Genomic DNA, 17,198 nt, shown 5'->3' on the forward strand with positions numbered 1-17,198 from the left:
CCCATACTTCATTTCAGTTCACTCATAACAAGGAGACAATCATGAGTCAAAAAGTAGCGTACGTCACGGGCGGCATGGGCGGTATCGGGACCGCCATCTGCCAACGACTGCACCAAGATGGTTTCAAGGTCATTGCCGGTTGCGGCCCGACCCGGGACTTCACCAAATGGATCGACGAGCAAAAAGCGCTGGGATTCACGTTTTACACCTCGGTGGGCAACGTGGGCGATTGGGACTCCACCGTGGCTGCCTTCACCAAAGCCAAAGAAGCGCATGGCGTCATTGATGTGCTGGTGAACAACGCCGGCATCACCCGGGACCGCGTGTTTTTGAAGATGACGCGTGACGACTGGGATGCAGTGATCGATACCAACCTGAACTCCATGTTCAACGTGACCAAGCAGGTCGTGCCAGACATGGTGGAAAAAGGCTGGGGCCGCATCATTCAAATCTCGTCGGTCAACGGCAATAAGGGTCAGGCTGGCCAGACCAATTACTCCGCCGCCAAAGCGGGCATGCACGGTTTCTCGATGGCCTTGGCTCAAGAGATGGCCACCAAAGGGGTGACCGTGAACACCGTCAGCCCCGGCTACATTGGCACCGACATGGTCAACGCCATCCGCCCTGATGTGTTGGAGAAAATTGTGGCCACCGTGCCCGTCAAGCGTTTGGGTAAGCCCAGCGAAATCGCCTCCATCGTGGCTTGGTTGGCCAGCGAAGAGGGCGGTTACGCCACCGGTGCGGACTTCTCGGTCAACGGAGGTCTGCACATGGGCTGAAGCCCTGTCCATGGGGTGTTCGCCACAAAAAAACCCGCCTTGGCGGGTTTTTTTGCGTCCGCGTGTGCCGTGCGTTCAATTGCCCACTTGTTTCCCTGTGCCCACCATTTGCATGGCCGAGGCGATCAACCCAGACACTTCCGTCATGTTGCCCGGCACGATGAGGGTGGTCTTGGCGTCTTGCGCCACCTTGCTGTAGGCCTGCACGGCTTGCTCGGCCACTTTCAACTGCACCGCCATTTCACCGCCGGGTTGGCGAATGGCGCTGGCAATGCGCTCAATGGCTTGCGCGGTGGCATTGGCCATTTCGGTGATGGCGGCGGCATCGCCTTGGGCCTTGTTGATGGCGGCTTGCTTTTCGCCTTCAGAGCGCGCAATGAAGGCCTCGCGTTCGCCGGTCGCGATGTTGATCTGCTCCTGGCGCCGCCCTTCGGATGCCGCGATCAGCGCGCGCTTTTCGCGCTCGGCGGTGATCTGGGACTGCATGGCCAGCAAAATTTCTTTGGGCGGTGTCAGGTCTTTGATTTCGTAGCGCAAGACCTTCACGCCCCAGTTCAAAGCGGCTTCGTCGATGGCTTGGACCACCTGTGCGTTGATGATGCTGCGCTCTTCAAAGGTTTTGTCCAGCTCCAGTTTGCCGATCACGCTGCGCAAGCTGGTTTGCGCCAGCTGGGTCACCGCCATGATGTAGTCCGACGCGCCATAGCTGGCCAGTTTGGGGTCGGTCACTTGGAAATACAAAATGCCATCCACCTGCAGTTGCGTGTTGTCACGCGTGATGCAGATCTGGCTGGGCACGTCCAGGGGGACTTCTTTGAGGCTGTGTTTTTGAATCACCTTGTCGACAAAGGGCACGACAAAGTTCAGCCCCGGGGTCAGGCTGGCGTGGAACTTGCCCAAACGCTCGACCACCCAAGCCTGCTGCTGGGGCACGACCTTGACGGTTTTGACGATGAACAGGATCGCGATGATCACGAGAATGGCAGCGATTTCCATGGAGGGATTCCCTTTGCAGTGGTTAGAGCGACGTGCTCATGTTTTCTCAAGCACCAAGCGGTTACCCGCCATGGCCTGAATTCGGTAAACGCCTGGGGTCGCGGTCTGGCCTGGTGCCAGCACCGCTGTCCAAGCCGCACCACGGTGCTTGACTTGCGCCGTGCCCATGGCATCCCATGCCTCGACTTCTACGGTGGCACCCAGGTCCAGATGTTGGTCATGGGCTTGCGTGCCGGTGGTCACCTGGCGTTGACGCCATTGGCCCAGCAGCAACGCGCCTGCGCCACCGACGAGGGCGGCCGCCGCCAGCTGCGTGCTGATGTTGTAACCCGCCATGGCGGCCAGTGCTCCCGCCACAGCACCCAAGCCCAGCATCAGTAGGTAAAACGTACCGGTCGCCAGCTCCAATGCCACCAAGGCGCCCGCCAGAACCCACCACATCGTTGTGTCGTTCATGCCTGTCCTTTCTGTTTTGATGCACGCATTGTCGTGGCTTTGTGCATGGGTCTTTATAGACCAGCCTGTGGGCAGGTCCGCCCTGGGCGGCCCAAGCCCTGCACATGGTAAGGACAATCACGGCCCCTGCATTTGCCTGAACCTCGACGTGGGGGCCTGTCGCTCGCGGCCATGCTCCATTTGGGCCGGGCTGCAACGAGGGATCGATGGGCACAGTTTGGTCATAATGGTTTGAATTTTTTTGAGCTGGCGTGTTGGCCCGACCAAGCGCAACGGCAAGATTCAAAGACAATCACTTTTTGACCCTGTTGGGAGTTCACGGCGTGACCATAGATGTAACTTCGGGCCCTGAATGGCGTTCCAACACCCATGCGCCATGGCCCGTTCACGACCCTTTGATGGTTGAGGAAGTCCATTCCCCGAAGCGCGTGCTTTTGTTGGGGGCGACGGGCACGATCGGCATGGCCACCGCGCGGGCACTGGTTCAACGGGGTCACCCAGTGGTGTGCCTTCTCAGGCCGCGCCGAAGTGATCAACATCTGAAAGCCAACGCAGCGCCGCCAGAAAGCTTGGCCGGGGTCACGGTTGTGTGGGGGGATGCGTCTGATCCAGAAGTTTGGAGCCAGCCGTCTTTTAAGGAGGCCCCTTTTGATGTGGTGGTCTCTTGCATGGCCTCGCGCACGGGTTCTCCTCAAGACGCGTGGCGGGTTGATCACCAAGCCCATGTGAGGGCGCTGAAAGCGGCACAAACGATAGGTGTGAGGCATTTTGTGCAACTGTCGGCCATCTGTGTGCAAAAGCCCTTGCTGGCGTTTCAGCATGCCAAATTGGCTTTTGAAAAAACCTTGATCGAATCAGGCATGACCTATTCCATCGTGCGCCCGACTGCTTTTTTCAAATCGCTTTCGGGACAGCTCGATCGTGTCAAAAAAGGCAAGCCGTTTTTGATTTTTGGCGACGGACAGTTGACCGCCTGCAAGCCCATCAGCGACGACGATTTGGCGGATTTTTTGGTGGGCTGCATAGACGATGTGTCGCGGCACAACCAAATATTGCCCATCGGTGGGCCGGGGCCGGCCATCACGCCGCTGGCGCAGGGCGAGCATTTGTTTGCTGTGTTGGGAATGCCGCCGCGTTTCAAGCGTGTTCCGGTGGGTCTGATGGACGCCATCGTGGGCGTGTTGAGCGTGTTGGGGAAGCTCATTCCCGCTGCTGCGGACAAGGCCGAGTTGGCCCGCATTGGGCGGTATTACGCCACCGAGTCCATGCTGGTGTGGGACGCTCAGGCTCAGCGCTACGATGCGCAGGCCACACCCTCACACGGTTCGCAAACGCTGTTGGATGCTTATGCCCGTTGGGTCAAAGGGGAGGGCGCGCCCGACCGCGGGGAACACGCCGTTTTTTAAGCGGCGTTCTTCGGCAAATCATGCAATGGCGAGTCAAGTCACGACGATGCGCCATTGAAGCTCTCAAGAGGGCTGAGGGGCTTTTTCACTGGCTTTGTGGTGAAGGTGCAAGGCCGATGTTTATCGCCAGTCGATCACCATTTTCAAGCACGCAGGGTCGCCAAAGGCCACCTCATAAGCGCGTTGAGCATGCTCAGCGGTTTCGGTGTGGGTCAGCAAGCCGTCCAGGGGCAAGGAGCCATTGTGGAACATGGCGACCACCGCGTCGAGGTCGTGTTTTTTCCATTGCGCGGCGACACGCACCGTGGCTTCGCGCATGAAGGCGGGGGCGTAGGCAAAAGACAAATCTTGTGTGTAAAAACCGGCCAACACCACTTCGCCGCCCGGGGCCATTTTGGCAATCACCTTGTTCAAAATATTGGCGTCACCGCTGACATCACAAATGCAGCGGTAGTCCTTGCGCACATCCTGGTCGGGGTGGATGACGTCGTAGCCCAGCGCGCCTTTTTGCCTGACTGTTTGGGTTTCCCAGACCACCGGCGCAGGCCGGCCTGCGGCCACCACCATGCGCGCCAAAAGTCGGCCCATGATGCCGTGGCCAATGATGAGGTCGGGATAGGCCAAAGGCATGGCTTCGCGGCCCACGCTGAACACATGATGCGCTGTGGCGGCCAAGGCCAGCAGCACGCCCTTGGCACCCAATGCCGGGTCCAACTTGACGGCCCGTTGATGCGGCACCACCAAACGCTCACCCGATCCGCCAAAGATGTTTTGCACCCCTTGGAATGCGTAAGAGCCGGGTAAAAAGACCACGTCACCGACGGCCAAGCCCGTGACCCCATCGCCTATTTTTTCGATGGTGCCCACGGTTTCGTAGCCCGGCACCAAGGGGTAGGACAAGCCCGGGAAGGGTGGCATGGTGCCCTCCCACAGCAACCGTTCGGTGCCGGTGCTGATGCCGCTGAACGACACTGCCACCTCCAGGTCTTGGGGCCCCATGGGGGCGAGTTCCAATTCACGAACACTCAAGGATTGGGGCGCTTCAAAAACAATGGCTTTGGCTTTCATGGGGGATATTTTGACGTACTTGAAAATTTGTCCCGTGCAAGAGCATCCTTGCCTGCATGTATGACACAAGGGCGCGAAGTTCACCTCACATTGGCATCGTTGCGCTGGCTACGGTCCCGTGTGCGCCCCATGGTTTAGCTCACATAATGGGGCGTGAAAAGCAGATGGACAGGTTGACAGCATGACGATGAAGTGGGTGTCTATGGGTGTTTTTATTTTGGCCGCCGTGGTGTTCGCATTTTGGACACCAGACATGTCCGCATCCGATCTTGACAAACGGTACGCCAAGCCCTCGCTGGCGGTGCTCGAAGTCGATGGTTTGAACATCCATTACAAAGACACAGGCCCCAAGAGTGCACCGGTCCTGTTGTTGTTGCATGGCTTTGGCTCCAGTTTGCAAACTTGGGACGATTGGGCCGCCCAGCTGGACAAGCATTACCGTGTGATCAGGCTCGATCTGCCCGGCTTCGGCTTGACGGGCCCCAGCCCAGTGAACGATTACTCAGAAGAAAAAGATTTGGCCACCTTGACCCATTTCGTGGACAAGCTGGGGGTCGCCGAGCTGTCGGTCATTGGGCACTCCATGGGCGGCAAAATGGCCTGGACTTTCGCGGCCGCCCAAGGGCCACGCGTCAAAGCCTTGGTCTTGATGGCGCCTGACGGGTACCCCCAAGCGCAAGACATTGGCTCCAAACCCTACGCCATGCCAGGGGTCATGGGTTTGATGAAGTTTTTCCTGCCCAAGTACTTGGTTCGAAAATCTTTGGAGCCTGCCTTTTTTGATGCCTCGGCCTTGGATGAGCGCTTGGTCGAACGCTACCACGACATGCTCAGAGCGCCGGGTGTTCGAGGGGCCATTTTGGAGCGCGGCCAACAGACGGTTTACACCGACCCCGTGCCCCGTTTGAAAAAAATCACCGCCCCGACATTGCTCCTTTGGGGGCAAGCGGATCTCATGATTCCCAGCAGCAACGCCCAAAACTATGCGGGTGTTTTGGCGGACGCCCAAACCGTGTTACTGCCCAATTTGGGGCATTTGCTGCAAGAAGAGCAGTCGCACCTTGGATTGGCCCAAGTCACCCAATTTCTCAACAAAAACCTGCAAGCGGTGAAATAAACGGCTTTTTAGCCCGATGCTTCAGCCCCGTCACAAGGCTTGAGAAACCCTGATTTCGCGCCATGCCCCAGCCTAGAGGGGGCGGTAGCGCAAGGCCAGCAACTGGCCCGCGTTGATCCAAGATGGGGTCACTCAGTCCCGTTTTTTTGCAGACGTCGCTGACGTGGTGTGTGGCGCAACGCATCAGTTGGGATGCGTTTTTACCGCCCACCCGCCTGAAAAAACATCCCGTAGCCCTGCGCACCGTGCGCGTGCGGGTCCAAGCGGCTTGTGCAGTTGGGCCGTTTCCACAGTCCAGGCCAGTCAAGTTCGGCGCAAAGCCGAATGTCAACATGTATTGACAACCCGTTCAGTCTTGCTATATTGACACCTGGGTATGTCATGTTTCATTGACAGACGCCTGAAACAAGGGGGATGTATGGGTCTGATGACGCGAGCAGAAGAGGCGCTGAAGTTTCACTTCAACGCTGCGGCCGGGGTGGGGGCGCCGCCCAGGTTACAGGCCGCCATGGCACATGCCGTTTTTTCCGGCGGTGCACGGATTCGGCCGCAACTGTGTTTGGCCGTGGCCACCGCTTGTGGGGATGATGCCCCGGAATTGACCAATGCCGCCGCCGTGGCCTTGGAATTCATGCACTGCGCTTCGCTGGTGCACGACGACATGCCGATCTTTGACAATGCCGATTTTCGGCGCGGCCTACCCACGGTGCACAAGGCCTTCAACGAACCGTTGGCCTTGTTGGCTGGCGACGGCTTGATCGTGATGGCTTACCAAGTCTTGTTGCGGGCGGGGCGCCAGCACCCTGAGCGCTTGTTGGACTTGATGGACAACCTCTCGCGCGGCGTGGGTTTGCCTCAAGGTATTGTGGCGGGACAGGCTTGGGAGTGCGAAACCACCGCTGATTTAGCCCAATACCAACGTGCAAAAACAGGGTCTCTGTTTGTCTCTGCAACCTGTGCTGGCGCGATTGCCAGTGGACAGTCGCCCGAGCCTTGGGCCCCTTTGGGGGCCTTCTTGGGGGAGGCCTATCAGGTGGCCGATGACATTCGCGATGTGTTGGGTGATGTGGCCAGTTTGGGCAAACCCGTAGGGCAAGACACGCTCAACGAGCGCCCCAGTTCTGCCCAGGCCTTGGGTTTGGACGGCGCCATCCTGCACTTTGATGGGCTGATCACGCAAGCTGCCCAAGCCATTCCAGATTGCTCTTGCCGCGACATGCTCCGTCAATTGGTGATGCTGGAGTCTGAGCGCTTGGTGCCCAAGTCCATGTGCGAGAGCTATCGGAAAAAAGCTTTGAACTTGCAGCGTCCCAAAGCCAAAAAATCATCCTCTGCCTTGACTCGTTAACCCTCACTCAAGACTGCCATGACTCTGCCTGCGGACATCACCCATAAGCCTTACTCCTTGCCTGACGTGACGACTTGGCATGACCGATTTCTCCAATGGCTTGAACGCTTGTATACCAGCCCCAAGCTTTACCAATGGTCGATGAGCAACCCCTTGACGCGTTGGATCCCGCGGCGTCGCACACAAAAGTTGTTTGATTTGATGTCGGGCTTTGTTTATTCGCAGGTTTTGTTGGGCTGTGTGCGCTTGGATTTGTTCAAAATGCTCCAGCAAGCACCCGCTGATTTGAAGCAAATCTCGCATCGCGTTGGCGTTCCCGAAGCCGTGTTGCAGCGCCTGTTGCTGTCGGCAGTGTCTTTGGGTTTGTTGGAGTTCAGAAGCCAAGCCCGTTACGGACTGGGCCCGCTGGGCGTGCCTTTGGCGATCCACCCTGGTATTGGCGCCATGATTGAACACAACCACCTGCTCTATGGCGACATGCAAGACCCCTTGGGTTTCTTGAAGAACGCTTGGCGGGGCGGCATGGCCGAGTATTGGCCTTATGCGCACGACGACCAGGCCGCTGACCGCGCCGCGCAAGACAAGTTCAGTCGGTATTCCGACTTGATGGCCGCATCGCAAGGTTTTGTGGTGCAAGAAATTTTGTCGTCTTATGCTTTTGACGAACACCGGTGTGTGCTGGATGTGGGTGCAGGCAAGGGGCGGTTTGCCAGTGAGTTGGCCAACCACGCGCCTCACTTGTCTCTTCAGTTGTTTGATTTGCCCCCTGTCTTGGCCTTGGCCAAAGACCATGTCAGCGCACAGGGCTTGCTCGAGCGGATGCGCTTGTGTCCAGGCAGTTTTCTGCACGACCCCTTGCCCCAAGGCGCTGACCTGGTGACCTTGGTTCGGGTGGCCCATGACCATCCCGATGTGGTGGTCAAACTCTTGCTCAAAAAAATCCACACCGCACTGCCTGTGGGAGGTGTCTTGCTCTTGGCAGAGCCCATGGCCCAAGCGCAGTCAGGCGCACAGGACGGCTACACGCAGTCGGATGCCTATTTCCACTTTTACCTGTTGGCCATGGGGGCGGGTCGCCTGCGCACCCCAGAAGAGCTGATGCGCTTGATGCAAGAGGCTGGATTCGCACAAATCGAGCGCGTGCCCAACACCATGCCCATCCATGCTCAGATTTTGGTGGGGCGCAAGCATCAGTGTTTACCCTAAAATATGCCCATTTATGTAAATCTAATTTGACACAACTTAGTGTAAGTTTAACAATACAACCATGAAATCAACCGCAGTCGTTTTTGACCAACCCAGACAGTTGTCCTTGCAGGCCTTGGCCCTGCCACAGCTGCAAGCGGGTGAAGTGGAAGTCGCCGTTCTGTACAGCGGCATCAGCACCGGGACTGAACGGATGTTGTGGGACGGCAGCATGCCCGCATTCATGGGCAGCACCTATCCGCTGGTGCCCGGCTATGAGACCGTGGGTCAAGTGGTCAAGGCGCCACTCGGCGCGAAACTCAAAGAAGGTCAAACGGTTTTCGTTCCTGGTGCCAATTGCTTCACGGGCGTGAAAAGCCTGTTTGGAGGAGCGGCCTCTCGTTTGGTCGTGTCGGATCAGAAGATTTTCCCCATCGCTGACCAACGGGGGCCAGATGCTGTTTTGTTGGCACTGGCTGCAACGGCTTACCACGCCGTCTCGGGGGGGGGTGGGCAAGAGCCTTTTAACCCGCCCGATTTGATTGTGGGGCATGGTGTGATGGGTCGTTTGCTGGCACGCCTGACTGTGGCTGCTGGTTTTGCCCCCCCCACGGTTTGGGAAACGCAGCCTGAGCGCGCGCACGGTGCTGAAGGCTACAACGTCGTTCGGCCAGAAGACGATGACCACAGGGCTTACCAAGCCATTTATGACGTGAGTGGGGACACCCTTCTCTTGGACACGCTGATCCAAAGAATTCGCCCGGGTGGTGAGTTGGTGTTGGCAGGTTTGTTCAATCAAAACTTGCACTTCTCGTCAGCTCAAGCCGTTTTGCGTGAAGCCCGAATTCGCTTGTCCGGTGAATGGAAACGTCCTGATTTGTTGGCGGTTAACCAGTTGGTCGACACAGGCCAGCTGTCTCTCAAAGGTTTGATCACGCATGTTCAAACTGCTGAATCTGCCACCGCTGCTTACGAAACAGCTTTCGGTGATGTTGCTTGTCTAAAAATGGTCCTGGACTGGAGTGCCCACGCATGAATACACACACCAAGCCCGCCGAGCAAACGATCCAATTTGTCGATCGGCTTCGCCATGAGGCTGCTCAGAACCCAGAGCCCGTCAGCACCCAGGCGCCCACCAAAGAAACGCAAATTATTGCTATCTATGGCAAGGGCGGTATCGGCAAAAGCTTTACGTTGGCCAACCTCAGTTACATGATGGCGCAGCAAGGCAAAAAGGTTTTGCTGATCGGTTGCGACCCAAAAAGCGACACCACCAGTTTGTTGTTTGGTGGCCGCGCATGCCCCACCATCATTGAGACATCTTCCAAGAAAAAATTGGCGGGTGAAGCCGTGGCCATTGGCGATGTCTGCTTCAAGCGCGATGGCGTGTACGCCATGGAATTGGGCGGGCCCGAGGTGGGTCGTGGCTGCGGTGGTCGCGGCATCATCCACGGCTTTGAGTTGTTAGAAAAGCTGGGCTTTCACGAGTGGGGCTTTGACTATGTGCTGCTTGACTTCTTGGGCGACGTGGTCTGCGGCGGATTTGGTTTGCCCATTGCTCGCGACATGTGCCAAAAAGTGATTGTGGTGGCCAGCAACGATTTGCAGTCCCTGTATGTCGCCAACAACGTGTGCTCTGCGGTTGAATATTTCCGCAAGCTCGGTGGCAATGTGGGCGTGGCTGGCATGGTGATCAACCGCGACGACGGCACGGGCGAAGCCGCCAACTTTGCCACCAAGGTCGGAATTCCGGTGTTGTCCACCATCCCGGCCAATGAAGACATTCGCAGAAAGAGCGCCAGCTACGAAATCATTGGCCGACCCGAATCCGTGTGGGGTCCGATGTTTGCCGAACTGGCTGCCAACGTGGCCACGTCGGTGCCGATCCGTCCGAACCCCATGACCCAAGACCAGCTGTTAGGCTTGTTTGCGGCATCAGCCGTCGGTCGCGATGTGATCCTCGAGCCAGCTACCCAATTTGACATGTGCGGCAAGACCGACACCAGCAAGCCCACGCTCGAAGTTGTGTACGACGAAGTCTGACACCATGAGTAAAACGATTCCCATCATCCCAGCCTCTCAAGCCCCCGCGGGCATGAGCACCACCATCGAGGGTGATGGCATGGGTTGCCACTCTGGCGGTGAAAAAATGCTGGCAGCAGCCAAAGCCTCTGGAAAATCTGAAGTGCTGGCGCAATATGCCAAGGACTATCCGGTGGACCCCAAAGCGGGTCCGCACGATCAGCCGCAAAGCATGTGTCCTGCCTTTGGGTCTTTGCGGGTAGGCCTTCGCATGCGCCGGACCGCCACCATTTTGTCGGGTTCTGCTTGCTGCGTGTATGGCCTGACATTCACTTCGCATTTCTACGGCGCACGGCGCAGTGTCGGCTACGTTCCCTTCAACTCAGAGTCCTTGGTGACGGGCAAGTTGTTTGAGGACATTCGTGAGTCGGTGTACGACCAGGCCGATCCCGAGAAATACGACGCCATCGTGATCATCAATTTGTGTGTGCCCACAGCCAGTGGCGTGCCACTGCAGTTGCTGCCCAAAGAGATCAATGGCGTTCGCATCATTGGCATCGATGTGCCAGGCTTTGGGGTGCCCACGCACGCAGAAGCCAAAGATGTGTTGGCTGGCGCCATGTTGAAATATGCGCGCGAAGAAATCTTGGCAGGTCCCGTTCAAGCGCCGCGCACTGGCCGATCCGACAAGCCCACCATCACCATGGTTGGTGAAATGTTTCCAGCCGATCCCATGATCATTGGGCGCATGCTGGAACCCATGGGCCTTGCTGCTGGCCCCGTGGTGCCCACACGCGAATGGCGCGAACTGTATGCGGCACTCGATTGCGCAGCGGTTGCAGCCATCCACCCTTTCTACACCGCCAGCATCCGCGAATTTGAAGCGGCAGGACGCCCCATTGTGGGCTCAGCCCCGGTGGGACATGACGGCACAGAGGCTTGGTTGCAAGCCATTGGCAATGCGGCCAATGTGCCTCAAGCCCAAATTGACATGGTGAAAAACACCATGTTGGGTGCCATCAAAGGCGCCCTGGCCAAGTCTCCCATCAAGGGTCGCATCACGCTCAGCGGCTATGAAGGCTCCGAGTTGTTGGTGGCGCGTTTGCTGGTGGAGAGCGGTGCCGATCTGCGCTATGTCGGTACAGCCTGTCCAAAAACGCCTTGGAGCGCAGCGGATTGCGACTGGCTGCAAGCGCGCGGTGTGCATGTGCAATACCGTGCATCGCTTGAACAAGACTTGGCCGCTATACACGAGTGGAAGCCCGATTTGGCGATTGGCACCACACCGGTGGTGCAGGCGGCCAAAGAACTCAGCATTCCAAGCCTGTATTTCACCAACCTCATTTCTGCTCGCCCCTTGATGGGTCCAGCGGGTGCGGGTTCTTTAGCGCAAGTGATCAATGGCGCCATTGCCAACAAGTCGCGCTTTGATGAGATGAAGGCTTTCTTTGGCGACACCGGTACTGGCCATGCAGCTGGCGTTTGGGAGGCCTCTCATGGTGTGCCGCAAAACCGCCCTGAGTTTGAAGCCGAAACGCGCAGACAGCTTGAAAAGCTGGCTAAAAAACGCAAAGCGGAGGCCATGATCTGATGCTAGTTCTTGACCACGATCGCGCAGGCGGCTATTGGGGAGCGGTGTATGTGTTCACCGCCATCAAAGGCTTGCAAGTTGTCATTGACGGCCCCGTGGGCTGCGAGAACTTGCCTGTCACATCGGTACTGCATTACACCGATGCCCTGCCACCCCATGAGCTGCCGATTGTGGTGACGGGTTTGGCAGAAGAACAATTGGGTCGGGAAGGCACCGAAGGCGCCATGCGCCGTGCGCACGCCACATTGAACCCCGATCTGCCCTCCGTGGTGGTCACGGGCTCGATTGCAGAAATGATCGGTGGCGGTGTCACGCCCGAGGGCACCAATCTGCAACGCTTCTTGCCGCGCACCATCGACGAAGACCAATGGCAATGCGCCAACCGCGCCATGTACTGGCTGTGGCAGCAGTACGGCATCAAGCATGTGCCCAAGCGTGAGCGCAAAGAGGGCGAACGCCCTCGGGTCAACATCATTGGGCCCAGCTACGGCACCTTCAACTGCCCCAGCGATTTGGCTGAAATTCGCCGGTTGGTGCAAGGCATTGGCGCAGACGTCAACATGGTTTTTCCATTGGGTTCGCACCTTGCAGATGTTTCGCGTTTGGTCGAAGCTGATGTGAACATTTGCATGTACCGAGAATTCGGCCGCATGCTGTGCGAAGCCTTAGAGCGCCCTTATTTGCAAGCGCCAATTGGCTTGCACAGCACCACCAAATTTTTACGGTCCCTGGGTGAATTGCTTGGCCTGGATCCAGAGCCTTTCATCGAAAGAGAAAAGCACAGCACCATCAAACCCATTTGGGATTTGTGGCGGTCTGTGACTCAAGACTTTTTTGGCACTGCCAACTTTGGCGTGGTGGCCAACGAAACCTACACACGCGGCATTCGTCACTTCTTGGAAGACGAGATGGGTCTTCCTTGCAACTTTGCCATCTCACGCATTGCGGGCGCCAAAACTGACAACGCCGAAGTGCGCAAACTGGTCGCCGAAAAAACACCACTTATCTTGTATGGCAGCTACAACGAGCGCATTTATTTGGCCGAGTGTGGCGGCGGCGGGATGATGAAAACCAGTTTCATACCAGCCAGTTTTCCTTTGCCCATCATTCGTCGCCATACCGGGACACCGTTCATGGGTTATGCCGGCGCGACTTACATCATCCAAGAGTTTTGCAACGGCCTCTTTGATGCGTTGTTTCACATCCTGCCTTTGGGCACAGAGATGGACAAGATCGAAGGCACCTTGGGTCGCTCTGCGCCCAACACCACCGTGCCTTGGGAGCCAGAGGCGCAAGACAGGTTAGATGCTTTGCTGGAACAGCAACCGGTGTTGGTTCGGATTTCAGCAGCCAAACGCATGCGCGATCAAGCGGAGCGAGATGCGCGGGAAACCGGCCGCTCTCATGTCGAAGCAGAAAGATTCACAGAATTGTTCGGAAAAGCAAATGAAGGGGCACATGCATGAAAGATGCGCACCTGAATTCGCCAATCCGACCAATCCTTCGGCCTGGCCGAGGGTCCACCTGTTGCGGTGTCAAAGCCACAACAGTTCATCCTGAATTCGCAAGGGTTCAGGCAGTTGCCGCAAGGCATTTTGAAAGAGGCACAAACTATGACTGATGCAGCTAACCCAACAGGGCTGACAGACCAAGAAGCCCAAGAGTTCCACACGTACTTCACACAGGGTTACCTGTTGTGGGCCGCTGGAGCGTTCTTCGCCCACAGCTTGGTGTGGATCTGGCGTCCCTGGTTCTAAAAGAACCATAACAAGGAGGTATGTATGACGAACCCCAACGCTGTCAAAACAAACAATGACCCAATAGACCATTACGAAGGTTATTGGATGATTTTTGTTTTGCTTTTCACGATGTTCACTGTGATCGCTTTAGTCGGCCAAATGTTCTTTATTAATTGGCGCATTTGGCTTCCTGGCGCGGAAAAATCCATGACCATGTATGAAGGCGTGAGTGCTTCCGTGCATACCGTCATTTCTCAAATAATCTGAAAAAAGGAAATTATTATGTGGCGCATTTGGCGAATGATAGATCCCCGAGTCGCGGTTGTCTGTGTAGGACTCCTGATCGCTTTTGTATCAACAACGATTCATCTGATTCAAATCAGTGGCGATCGTTACAGCATCAACAGCTGGCATCCCGATACGGCCAAGATGGCGGCGAAAGCTCAGCCTCAGAACGCGGCTTTGCCGCAAAAGTAAGGACCCTTGGTCTTTATTCAGACAGACGTACATCGCTCACATTGAACGGTACGTCTGTCCTTTTGTTAAAAAATTGAAGCCTACAAGACCTCACAAACAGTCACCCGGTCGGAGGATGCAACCATGTCCATGTTAAGTTTTGAACGCAAATACCGTGTGCGCGGCGGTACCCTTTTTGGGGGCGACCTGTTTGATTTCTGGGTCGGTCCTTTTTATGTTGGATTCTTTGGAATCACAACCTTGTTTTTTGTCCTTTCGGGCACCGCGTTGATTTTGTTTGGCGCGGCCATGGGGCCCACCTGGAACGTTTGGCAAATCAACATCGCACCACCAGACCTTTCCTATGGGTTGCGATTCGCACCCATGATGGAAGGGGGCTTGTGGCAACTCATCACGGTGTGTGCCCTGGGCTCATTTGTCTCTTGGGCGTTGCGCGAAGTTGAGATTTGCCGCAAATTGGGCATGGGCTTGCATGTGCCTGTGGCCTTTTCCATGGCCATCTTGGCGTATTTCAGTTTGCAAGTGGTGCGTCCCGTGTTGATGGGGGCCTGGGGACATGCTTTCCCTTACGGCATTTACAGCCACTTGGATTGGGTCAGCAACACCGCGTACCAATACCTGCATTTTCACTACAACCCATGGCACATGATTGCCGTGACTTTTTTCTTTGCAACGGTGCTTGCGCTGTCCATGCACGGTGGCTTGGTGCTCTCAGCCACCAACCCTGGAAAAGGCCAGACCGTGAAGTCGCCAGAACATGAAGACACGTTCTTTCGAGACCTGATCGGCTACTCGGTGGGCACCCTCGGCATTCACCGTTTGGGCTTGTTTTTGGCGCTCGCAGGTGTTTGGTTTGGCATCGTCTGCATTGTGGTCAGCGGCCCATTTTGGACCGGAGCTTGGCCTGAGTGGTGGAGCTGGTGGCTGAACATGCCCATCTGGCGCACTTGATTAAAAAGAGAGGAAATTGAAATGGCTCAGTATCAGAATCTTTTCACCTCAGTGCAGCCGGTAGGGCCCTTGCACGATGGCGTTGAATTGCCCCGCGGAGACGCCAAGCGATTGGGCAAACCGTTTTTGGTGCACCTGTTAGGTCGCATTGGCAATGCTCAGATCGGCCCTGTCTATTTGGGAACGCTTGGACTGGCGTCCTTGATTTTCGGCATCGCCGCTTTCAACATCATTGGTTTCAACATGTTGGCCTCTGTGGACTGGAACCCTATTCAGTTCATCCGACAATTATTTTGGCTTGCATTAGAACCACCAGCGCCTGCTTACGGTCTGAGTTTTCCGCCCCTGCAACAAGGGGGTTGGTGGCTCATTACGGGCTTCATGTTGACCATTTCCATCCTGCTGTGGTGGGCGCGCACGTACCGTCGTGCCCGTCAACTGGGTCTGGGAACACATGTGGCTTGGGCTTATGCGGCAGCCATTTGGTTGTTTTTGGTGTGTGGTTTCTTCCGCCCTGTGATGATGGGCAGTTGGTCCGAGGCGGTGCCATTTGGCATCTTCCCTCACCTGGACTGGGTGTCTGCCTTGTCGCTGCGTCATGGCAATTTGTTTTATAACCCATTCCACGCGCTGTCGATCGTTTTCTTGTATGGATCGACGCTGCTGTTTGCCATGCACGGCGCCACCATTTTGGCGGTGACGCGTTATGGTGGAGAACGCGAGATCGAACAAATTGTGGACCGCGGAACTGCTTCTGAGCGTGCCGGCTTGTTCTGGCGCTGGACCATGGGCTTCAATGCCACGATGGAGTCCATCCACCGCTGGGCCTGGTGGTTTGCCGTGCTGTGTCCTTTGGTCGGCGGCGTGGGTATCTTGTTGACTGGCCCCGTGGTGGACAACTGGTACCTGTGGTCCGTCAAACACCATGTTGTGCCCGCGTATCCCTTGGTCAGCCCAGTCGTCCTCGATCCTGCATTGATGGGAGTGAAGCCATGAAATTTTTGTCTAAATTAGCGCTTTGCTTAAGTGCCGCTGTGCTGCTGTCGGGCTGTGAACGGCCGCCGATTGAAACGGTCCAAACAGGCTACCGTGGAACGGGCATGGAGCAAATCTACAACCCCAGAACCTTGGCCAAGGAAGCCGCTTTGAACCAAGCGCCTGTTGCGGCTGAGGCCGCTTCGGCGGAGGGTCCCAAAGCCAGTGAGGTCTATCAGAACGTCAAGGTTCTGGGAGATTTGAGTGTGGGTCAATTCAACCGTCAAATGGCGGCCATCACGCAATGGGTCGCACCCGATCAGGGTTGCGCCTACTGTCATAACGTTCAAAACTTTGCAGATGACAGCATGTACACCAAGGTGGTGGCCAGGCGAATGATTGAAATGACCCAAAAAGTCAATCAGGACTGGAAGACCCACGTGGCCGATACGGGTGTGACGTGTTACACCTGCCACCGTGGCAACAACGTACCCACCCAAGTTTGGAATGCGCCCAAAGACCGCAAGTATGCGAACAGCTTGTTGGGCGATTTGGCAGGCCAAAACATTGCGACCAAAGCAGCTGGGCTGTCGTCACTGCCGTTTGATCCCTTCACGCCTTACCTCAAAGACGCTGCGCCTATCCGGGTCAATGGCAATGAAGCCATGGCAGGTGTGGGCTCCAACGCCAACCGCGCATCGACCAAGCAAGCGGAGTACACCTACTCCTTGATGGTGCACATGTCCGAGTCCTTGGGTGTGAACTGCACTTACTGCCACAACACACGCAACTTCCAATCTTGGGAGGAATCCAGGCCGCAACGGGTGACTTCTTGGTACGGCATTCGGATGGCGCGTGAATTGAACAATGAGTACATCACGCCCCTCACAGATGTCTTCCCAGCGCACCGCTTAGGCCCCAAGGGCGATATTGCCAAAGTCAACTGCACCACTTGCCACCAAGGCGCTTTCAAGCCGCTTTACGGTGCCCAGATGGCCAAAGACTACCCTGAGCTCCAAGTTTTAGCCAAGCCTTAAACTCTGGATTTCACAAGGCCTGCACCTGTTGTGGTGCAGGCCTTTTTTACG

At 56.5% G+C, this 17,198-nt stretch carries 17 protein-coding genes; 14 read left to right on the top strand and 3 right to left on the bottom strand.

What is annotated here, in order from left to right; genetic code table 11:
* The first annotated feature begins 41 nt into the window (after positions 1-41).
* On the top strand, positions 42-779 hold the full coding sequence (gene phbB / locus Q0O99_RS01630; protein ID WP_293747865.1) for an acetoacetyl-CoA reductase: 738 nt from the start codon (positions 42-44) through the stop codon (positions 777-779).
* Positions 780-854: 75 nt separating this feature from the next.
* Here phbB and Q0O99_RS01635 read toward each other — a convergent pair whose 3' ends face one another.
* Complete coding sequence (locus Q0O99_RS01635; RefSeq protein ID WP_293747867.1) at positions 855-1,775, bottom strand: stomatin-like protein; 921 nt, start codon at positions 1,773-1,775, stop codon at positions 855-857.
* Positions 1,776-1,811: 36 nt separating this feature from the next.
* A complete protein-coding gene (locus tag Q0O99_RS01640; RefSeq protein ID WP_293747869.1) occupies positions 1,812-2,231 on the bottom strand; it encodes an NfeD family protein in 420 nt (139 codons plus the stop codon).
* Positions 2,232-2,629: 398 nt separating this feature from the next.
* Between Q0O99_RS01640 and Q0O99_RS01645 the strand changes: the two genes are divergently transcribed.
* Positions 2,630-3,637, top strand: a complete 1,008-nt coding sequence (locus Q0O99_RS01645) for an NAD(P)H-binding protein (RefSeq protein ID WP_293748136.1) — start codon at positions 2,630-2,632, stop codon at positions 3,635-3,637.
* A gap of 120 nt (positions 3,638-3,757) precedes the next feature.
* Here Q0O99_RS01645 and bchC (Q0O99_RS01650) read toward each other — a convergent pair whose 3' ends face one another.
* The gene (gene bchC, locus Q0O99_RS01650) at positions 3,758-4,705 is read right to left on the bottom strand and encodes a chlorophyll synthesis pathway protein BchC (protein ID WP_293747871.1); all 948 of its coding nucleotides are present in this window, start codon (positions 4,703-4,705) and stop codon (positions 3,758-3,760) included.
* A 253-nt stretch (positions 4,706-4,958) separates the two neighbouring features.
* Between bchC (Q0O99_RS01650) and Q0O99_RS01655 the strand changes: the two genes are divergently transcribed.
* From Q0O99_RS01655 to pufC, 12 genes are all read left to right on the top strand, one after another.
* Entirely contained in the window at positions 4,959-5,822 is an 864-nt protein-coding gene (locus Q0O99_RS01655) for an alpha/beta hydrolase (protein ID WP_293747873.1), read from the top strand.
* A gap of 427 nt (positions 5,823-6,249) precedes the next feature.
* Positions 6,250-7,170, top strand: a complete 921-nt coding sequence (locus tag Q0O99_RS01660) for a polyprenyl synthetase family protein (protein ID WP_293747875.1) — start codon at positions 6,250-6,252, stop codon at positions 7,168-7,170.
* A gap of 18 nt (positions 7,171-7,188) precedes the next feature.
* On the top strand, positions 7,189-8,376 hold the full coding sequence (locus Q0O99_RS01665) for a methyltransferase (RefSeq protein ID WP_293747877.1): 1,188 nt from the start codon (positions 7,189-7,191) through the stop codon (positions 8,374-8,376).
* Positions 8,377-8,437: 61 nt separating this feature from the next.
* Complete coding sequence (gene bchC / locus Q0O99_RS01670) at positions 8,438-9,391, top strand: chlorophyll synthesis pathway protein BchC (protein WP_293747879.1); 954 nt, start codon at positions 8,438-8,440, stop codon at positions 9,389-9,391.
* The gene (locus Q0O99_RS01675) at positions 9,388-10,398 is read left to right on the top strand and encodes a chlorophyllide a reductase iron protein subunit X (RefSeq protein ID WP_293747881.1); all 1,011 of its coding nucleotides are present in this window, start codon (positions 9,388-9,390) and stop codon (positions 10,396-10,398) included. Before bchC (Q0O99_RS01670) ends, Q0O99_RS01675 begins: the two co-directional genes overlap by 4 nt.
* A gap of 4 nt (positions 10,399-10,402) precedes the next feature.
* The gene (gene bchY / locus Q0O99_RS01680) at positions 10,403-11,968 is read left to right on the top strand and encodes a chlorophyllide a reductase subunit Y (protein WP_293747883.1); all 1,566 of its coding nucleotides are present in this window, start codon (positions 10,403-10,405) and stop codon (positions 11,966-11,968) included.
* A complete protein-coding gene (gene bchZ / locus Q0O99_RS01685; protein ID WP_293747885.1) occupies positions 11,968-13,434 on the top strand; it encodes a chlorophyllide a reductase subunit Z in 1,467 nt (488 codons plus the stop codon). Before bchY ends, bchZ begins: the two co-directional genes overlap by 1 nt.
* Positions 13,435-13,581: 147 nt before the next feature.
* The gene (gene pufB, locus Q0O99_RS01690; RefSeq protein WP_293747887.1) at positions 13,582-13,725 is read left to right on the top strand and encodes a light-harvesting antenna LH1, beta subunit; all 144 of its coding nucleotides are present in this window, start codon (positions 13,582-13,584) and stop codon (positions 13,723-13,725) included.
* A 24-nt stretch (positions 13,726-13,749) separates the two neighbouring features.
* Complete coding sequence (locus tag Q0O99_RS01695; protein ID WP_293747889.1) at positions 13,750-13,974, top strand: hypothetical protein; 225 nt, start codon at positions 13,750-13,752, stop codon at positions 13,972-13,974.
* A gap of 339 nt (positions 13,975-14,313) precedes the next feature.
* A complete protein-coding gene (pufL, locus tag Q0O99_RS01700) occupies positions 14,314-15,135 on the top strand; it encodes a photosynthetic reaction center subunit L (protein WP_293748138.1) in 822 nt (273 codons plus the stop codon).
* A 21-nt stretch (positions 15,136-15,156) separates the two neighbouring features.
* A complete protein-coding gene (gene pufM / locus Q0O99_RS01705; protein ID WP_293747891.1) occupies positions 15,157-16,131 on the top strand; it encodes a photosynthetic reaction center subunit M in 975 nt (324 codons plus the stop codon).
* Positions 16,128-17,147 (top strand): photosynthetic reaction center cytochrome PufC, encoded by a 1,020-nt coding sequence (pufC, locus tag Q0O99_RS01710; RefSeq protein WP_293747893.1) that lies wholly within the window; start codon positions 16,128-16,130, stop codon positions 17,145-17,147. The genes pufM and pufC overlap by 4 nt, the downstream gene beginning before the upstream one ends.
* The last annotated feature ends 51 nt before the right edge of the window (positions 17,148-17,198 follow it).

Source organism: Limnohabitans sp. Rim8, assembly GCF_945901735.1.
Lineage (GTDB): Bacteria > Pseudomonadota > Gammaproteobacteria > Burkholderiales > Burkholderiaceae_C > Limnohabitans_A.

Bases quoted from the DNA above. Each gene is read 5' to 3' on its own strand.
- Q0O99_RS01665 (WP_293747877.1), top strand. From the start codon at position 7,189: ATGACTCTGCCTGCGGACATCACCCATAAGCCTTACTCCTTGCCTGAC.
- bchC (WP_293747871.1), bottom strand. From the start codon at position 4,705: ATGAAAGCCAAAGCCATTGTTTTTGAAGCGCCCCAATCCTTGAGTGTT.
- pufB (WP_293747887.1), top strand. From the start codon at position 13,582: ATGACTGATGCAGCTAACCCAACAGGGCTGACAGACCAAGAAGCCCAA.
- bchZ (WP_293747885.1), top strand. From the start codon at position 11,968: ATGCTAGTTCTTGACCACGATCGCGCAGGCGGCTATTGGGGAGCGGTG.
- Q0O99_RS01695 (WP_293747889.1), top strand. From the start codon at position 13,750: ATGACGAACCCCAACGCTGTCAAAACAAACAATGACCCAATAGACCAT.
- Q0O99_RS01645 (WP_293748136.1), top strand. From the start codon at position 2,630: ATGGTTGAGGAAGTCCATTCCCCGAAGCGCGTGCTTTTGTTGGGGGCG.
- pufM (WP_293747891.1), top strand. From the start codon at position 15,157: ATGGCTCAGTATCAGAATCTTTTCACCTCAGTGCAGCCGGTAGGGCCC.
- Q0O99_RS01660 (WP_293747875.1), top strand. From the start codon at position 6,250: ATGACGCGAGCAGAAGAGGCGCTGAAGTTTCACTTCAACGCTGCGGCC.
- Q0O99_RS01635 (WP_293747867.1), bottom strand. From the start codon at position 1,775: ATGGAAATCGCTGCCATTCTCGTGATCATCGCGATCCTGTTCATCGTC.
- phbB (WP_293747865.1), top strand. From the start codon at position 42: ATGAGTCAAAAAGTAGCGTACGTCACGGGCGGCATGGGCGGTATCGGG.
- pufL (WP_293748138.1), top strand. From the start codon at position 14,314: ATGTTAAGTTTTGAACGCAAATACCGTGTGCGCGGCGGTACCCTTTTT.
- Q0O99_RS01655 (WP_293747873.1), top strand. From the start codon at position 4,959: ATGTCCGCATCCGATCTTGACAAACGGTACGCCAAGCCCTCGCTGGCG.
- bchY (WP_293747883.1), top strand. From the start codon at position 10,403: ATGAGTAAAACGATTCCCATCATCCCAGCCTCTCAAGCCCCCGCGGGC.
- bchC (WP_293747879.1), top strand. From the start codon at position 8,438: ATGAAATCAACCGCAGTCGTTTTTGACCAACCCAGACAGTTGTCCTTG.
- Q0O99_RS01675 (WP_293747881.1), top strand. From the start codon at position 9,388: ATGAATACACACACCAAGCCCGCCGAGCAAACGATCCAATTTGTCGAT.
- Q0O99_RS01640 (WP_293747869.1), bottom strand. From the start codon at position 2,231: ATGAACGACACAACGATGTGGTGGGTTCTGGCGGGCGCCTTGGTGGCA.
- pufC (WP_293747893.1), top strand. From the start codon at position 16,128: ATGAAATTTTTGTCTAAATTAGCGCTTTGCTTAAGTGCCGCTGTGCTG.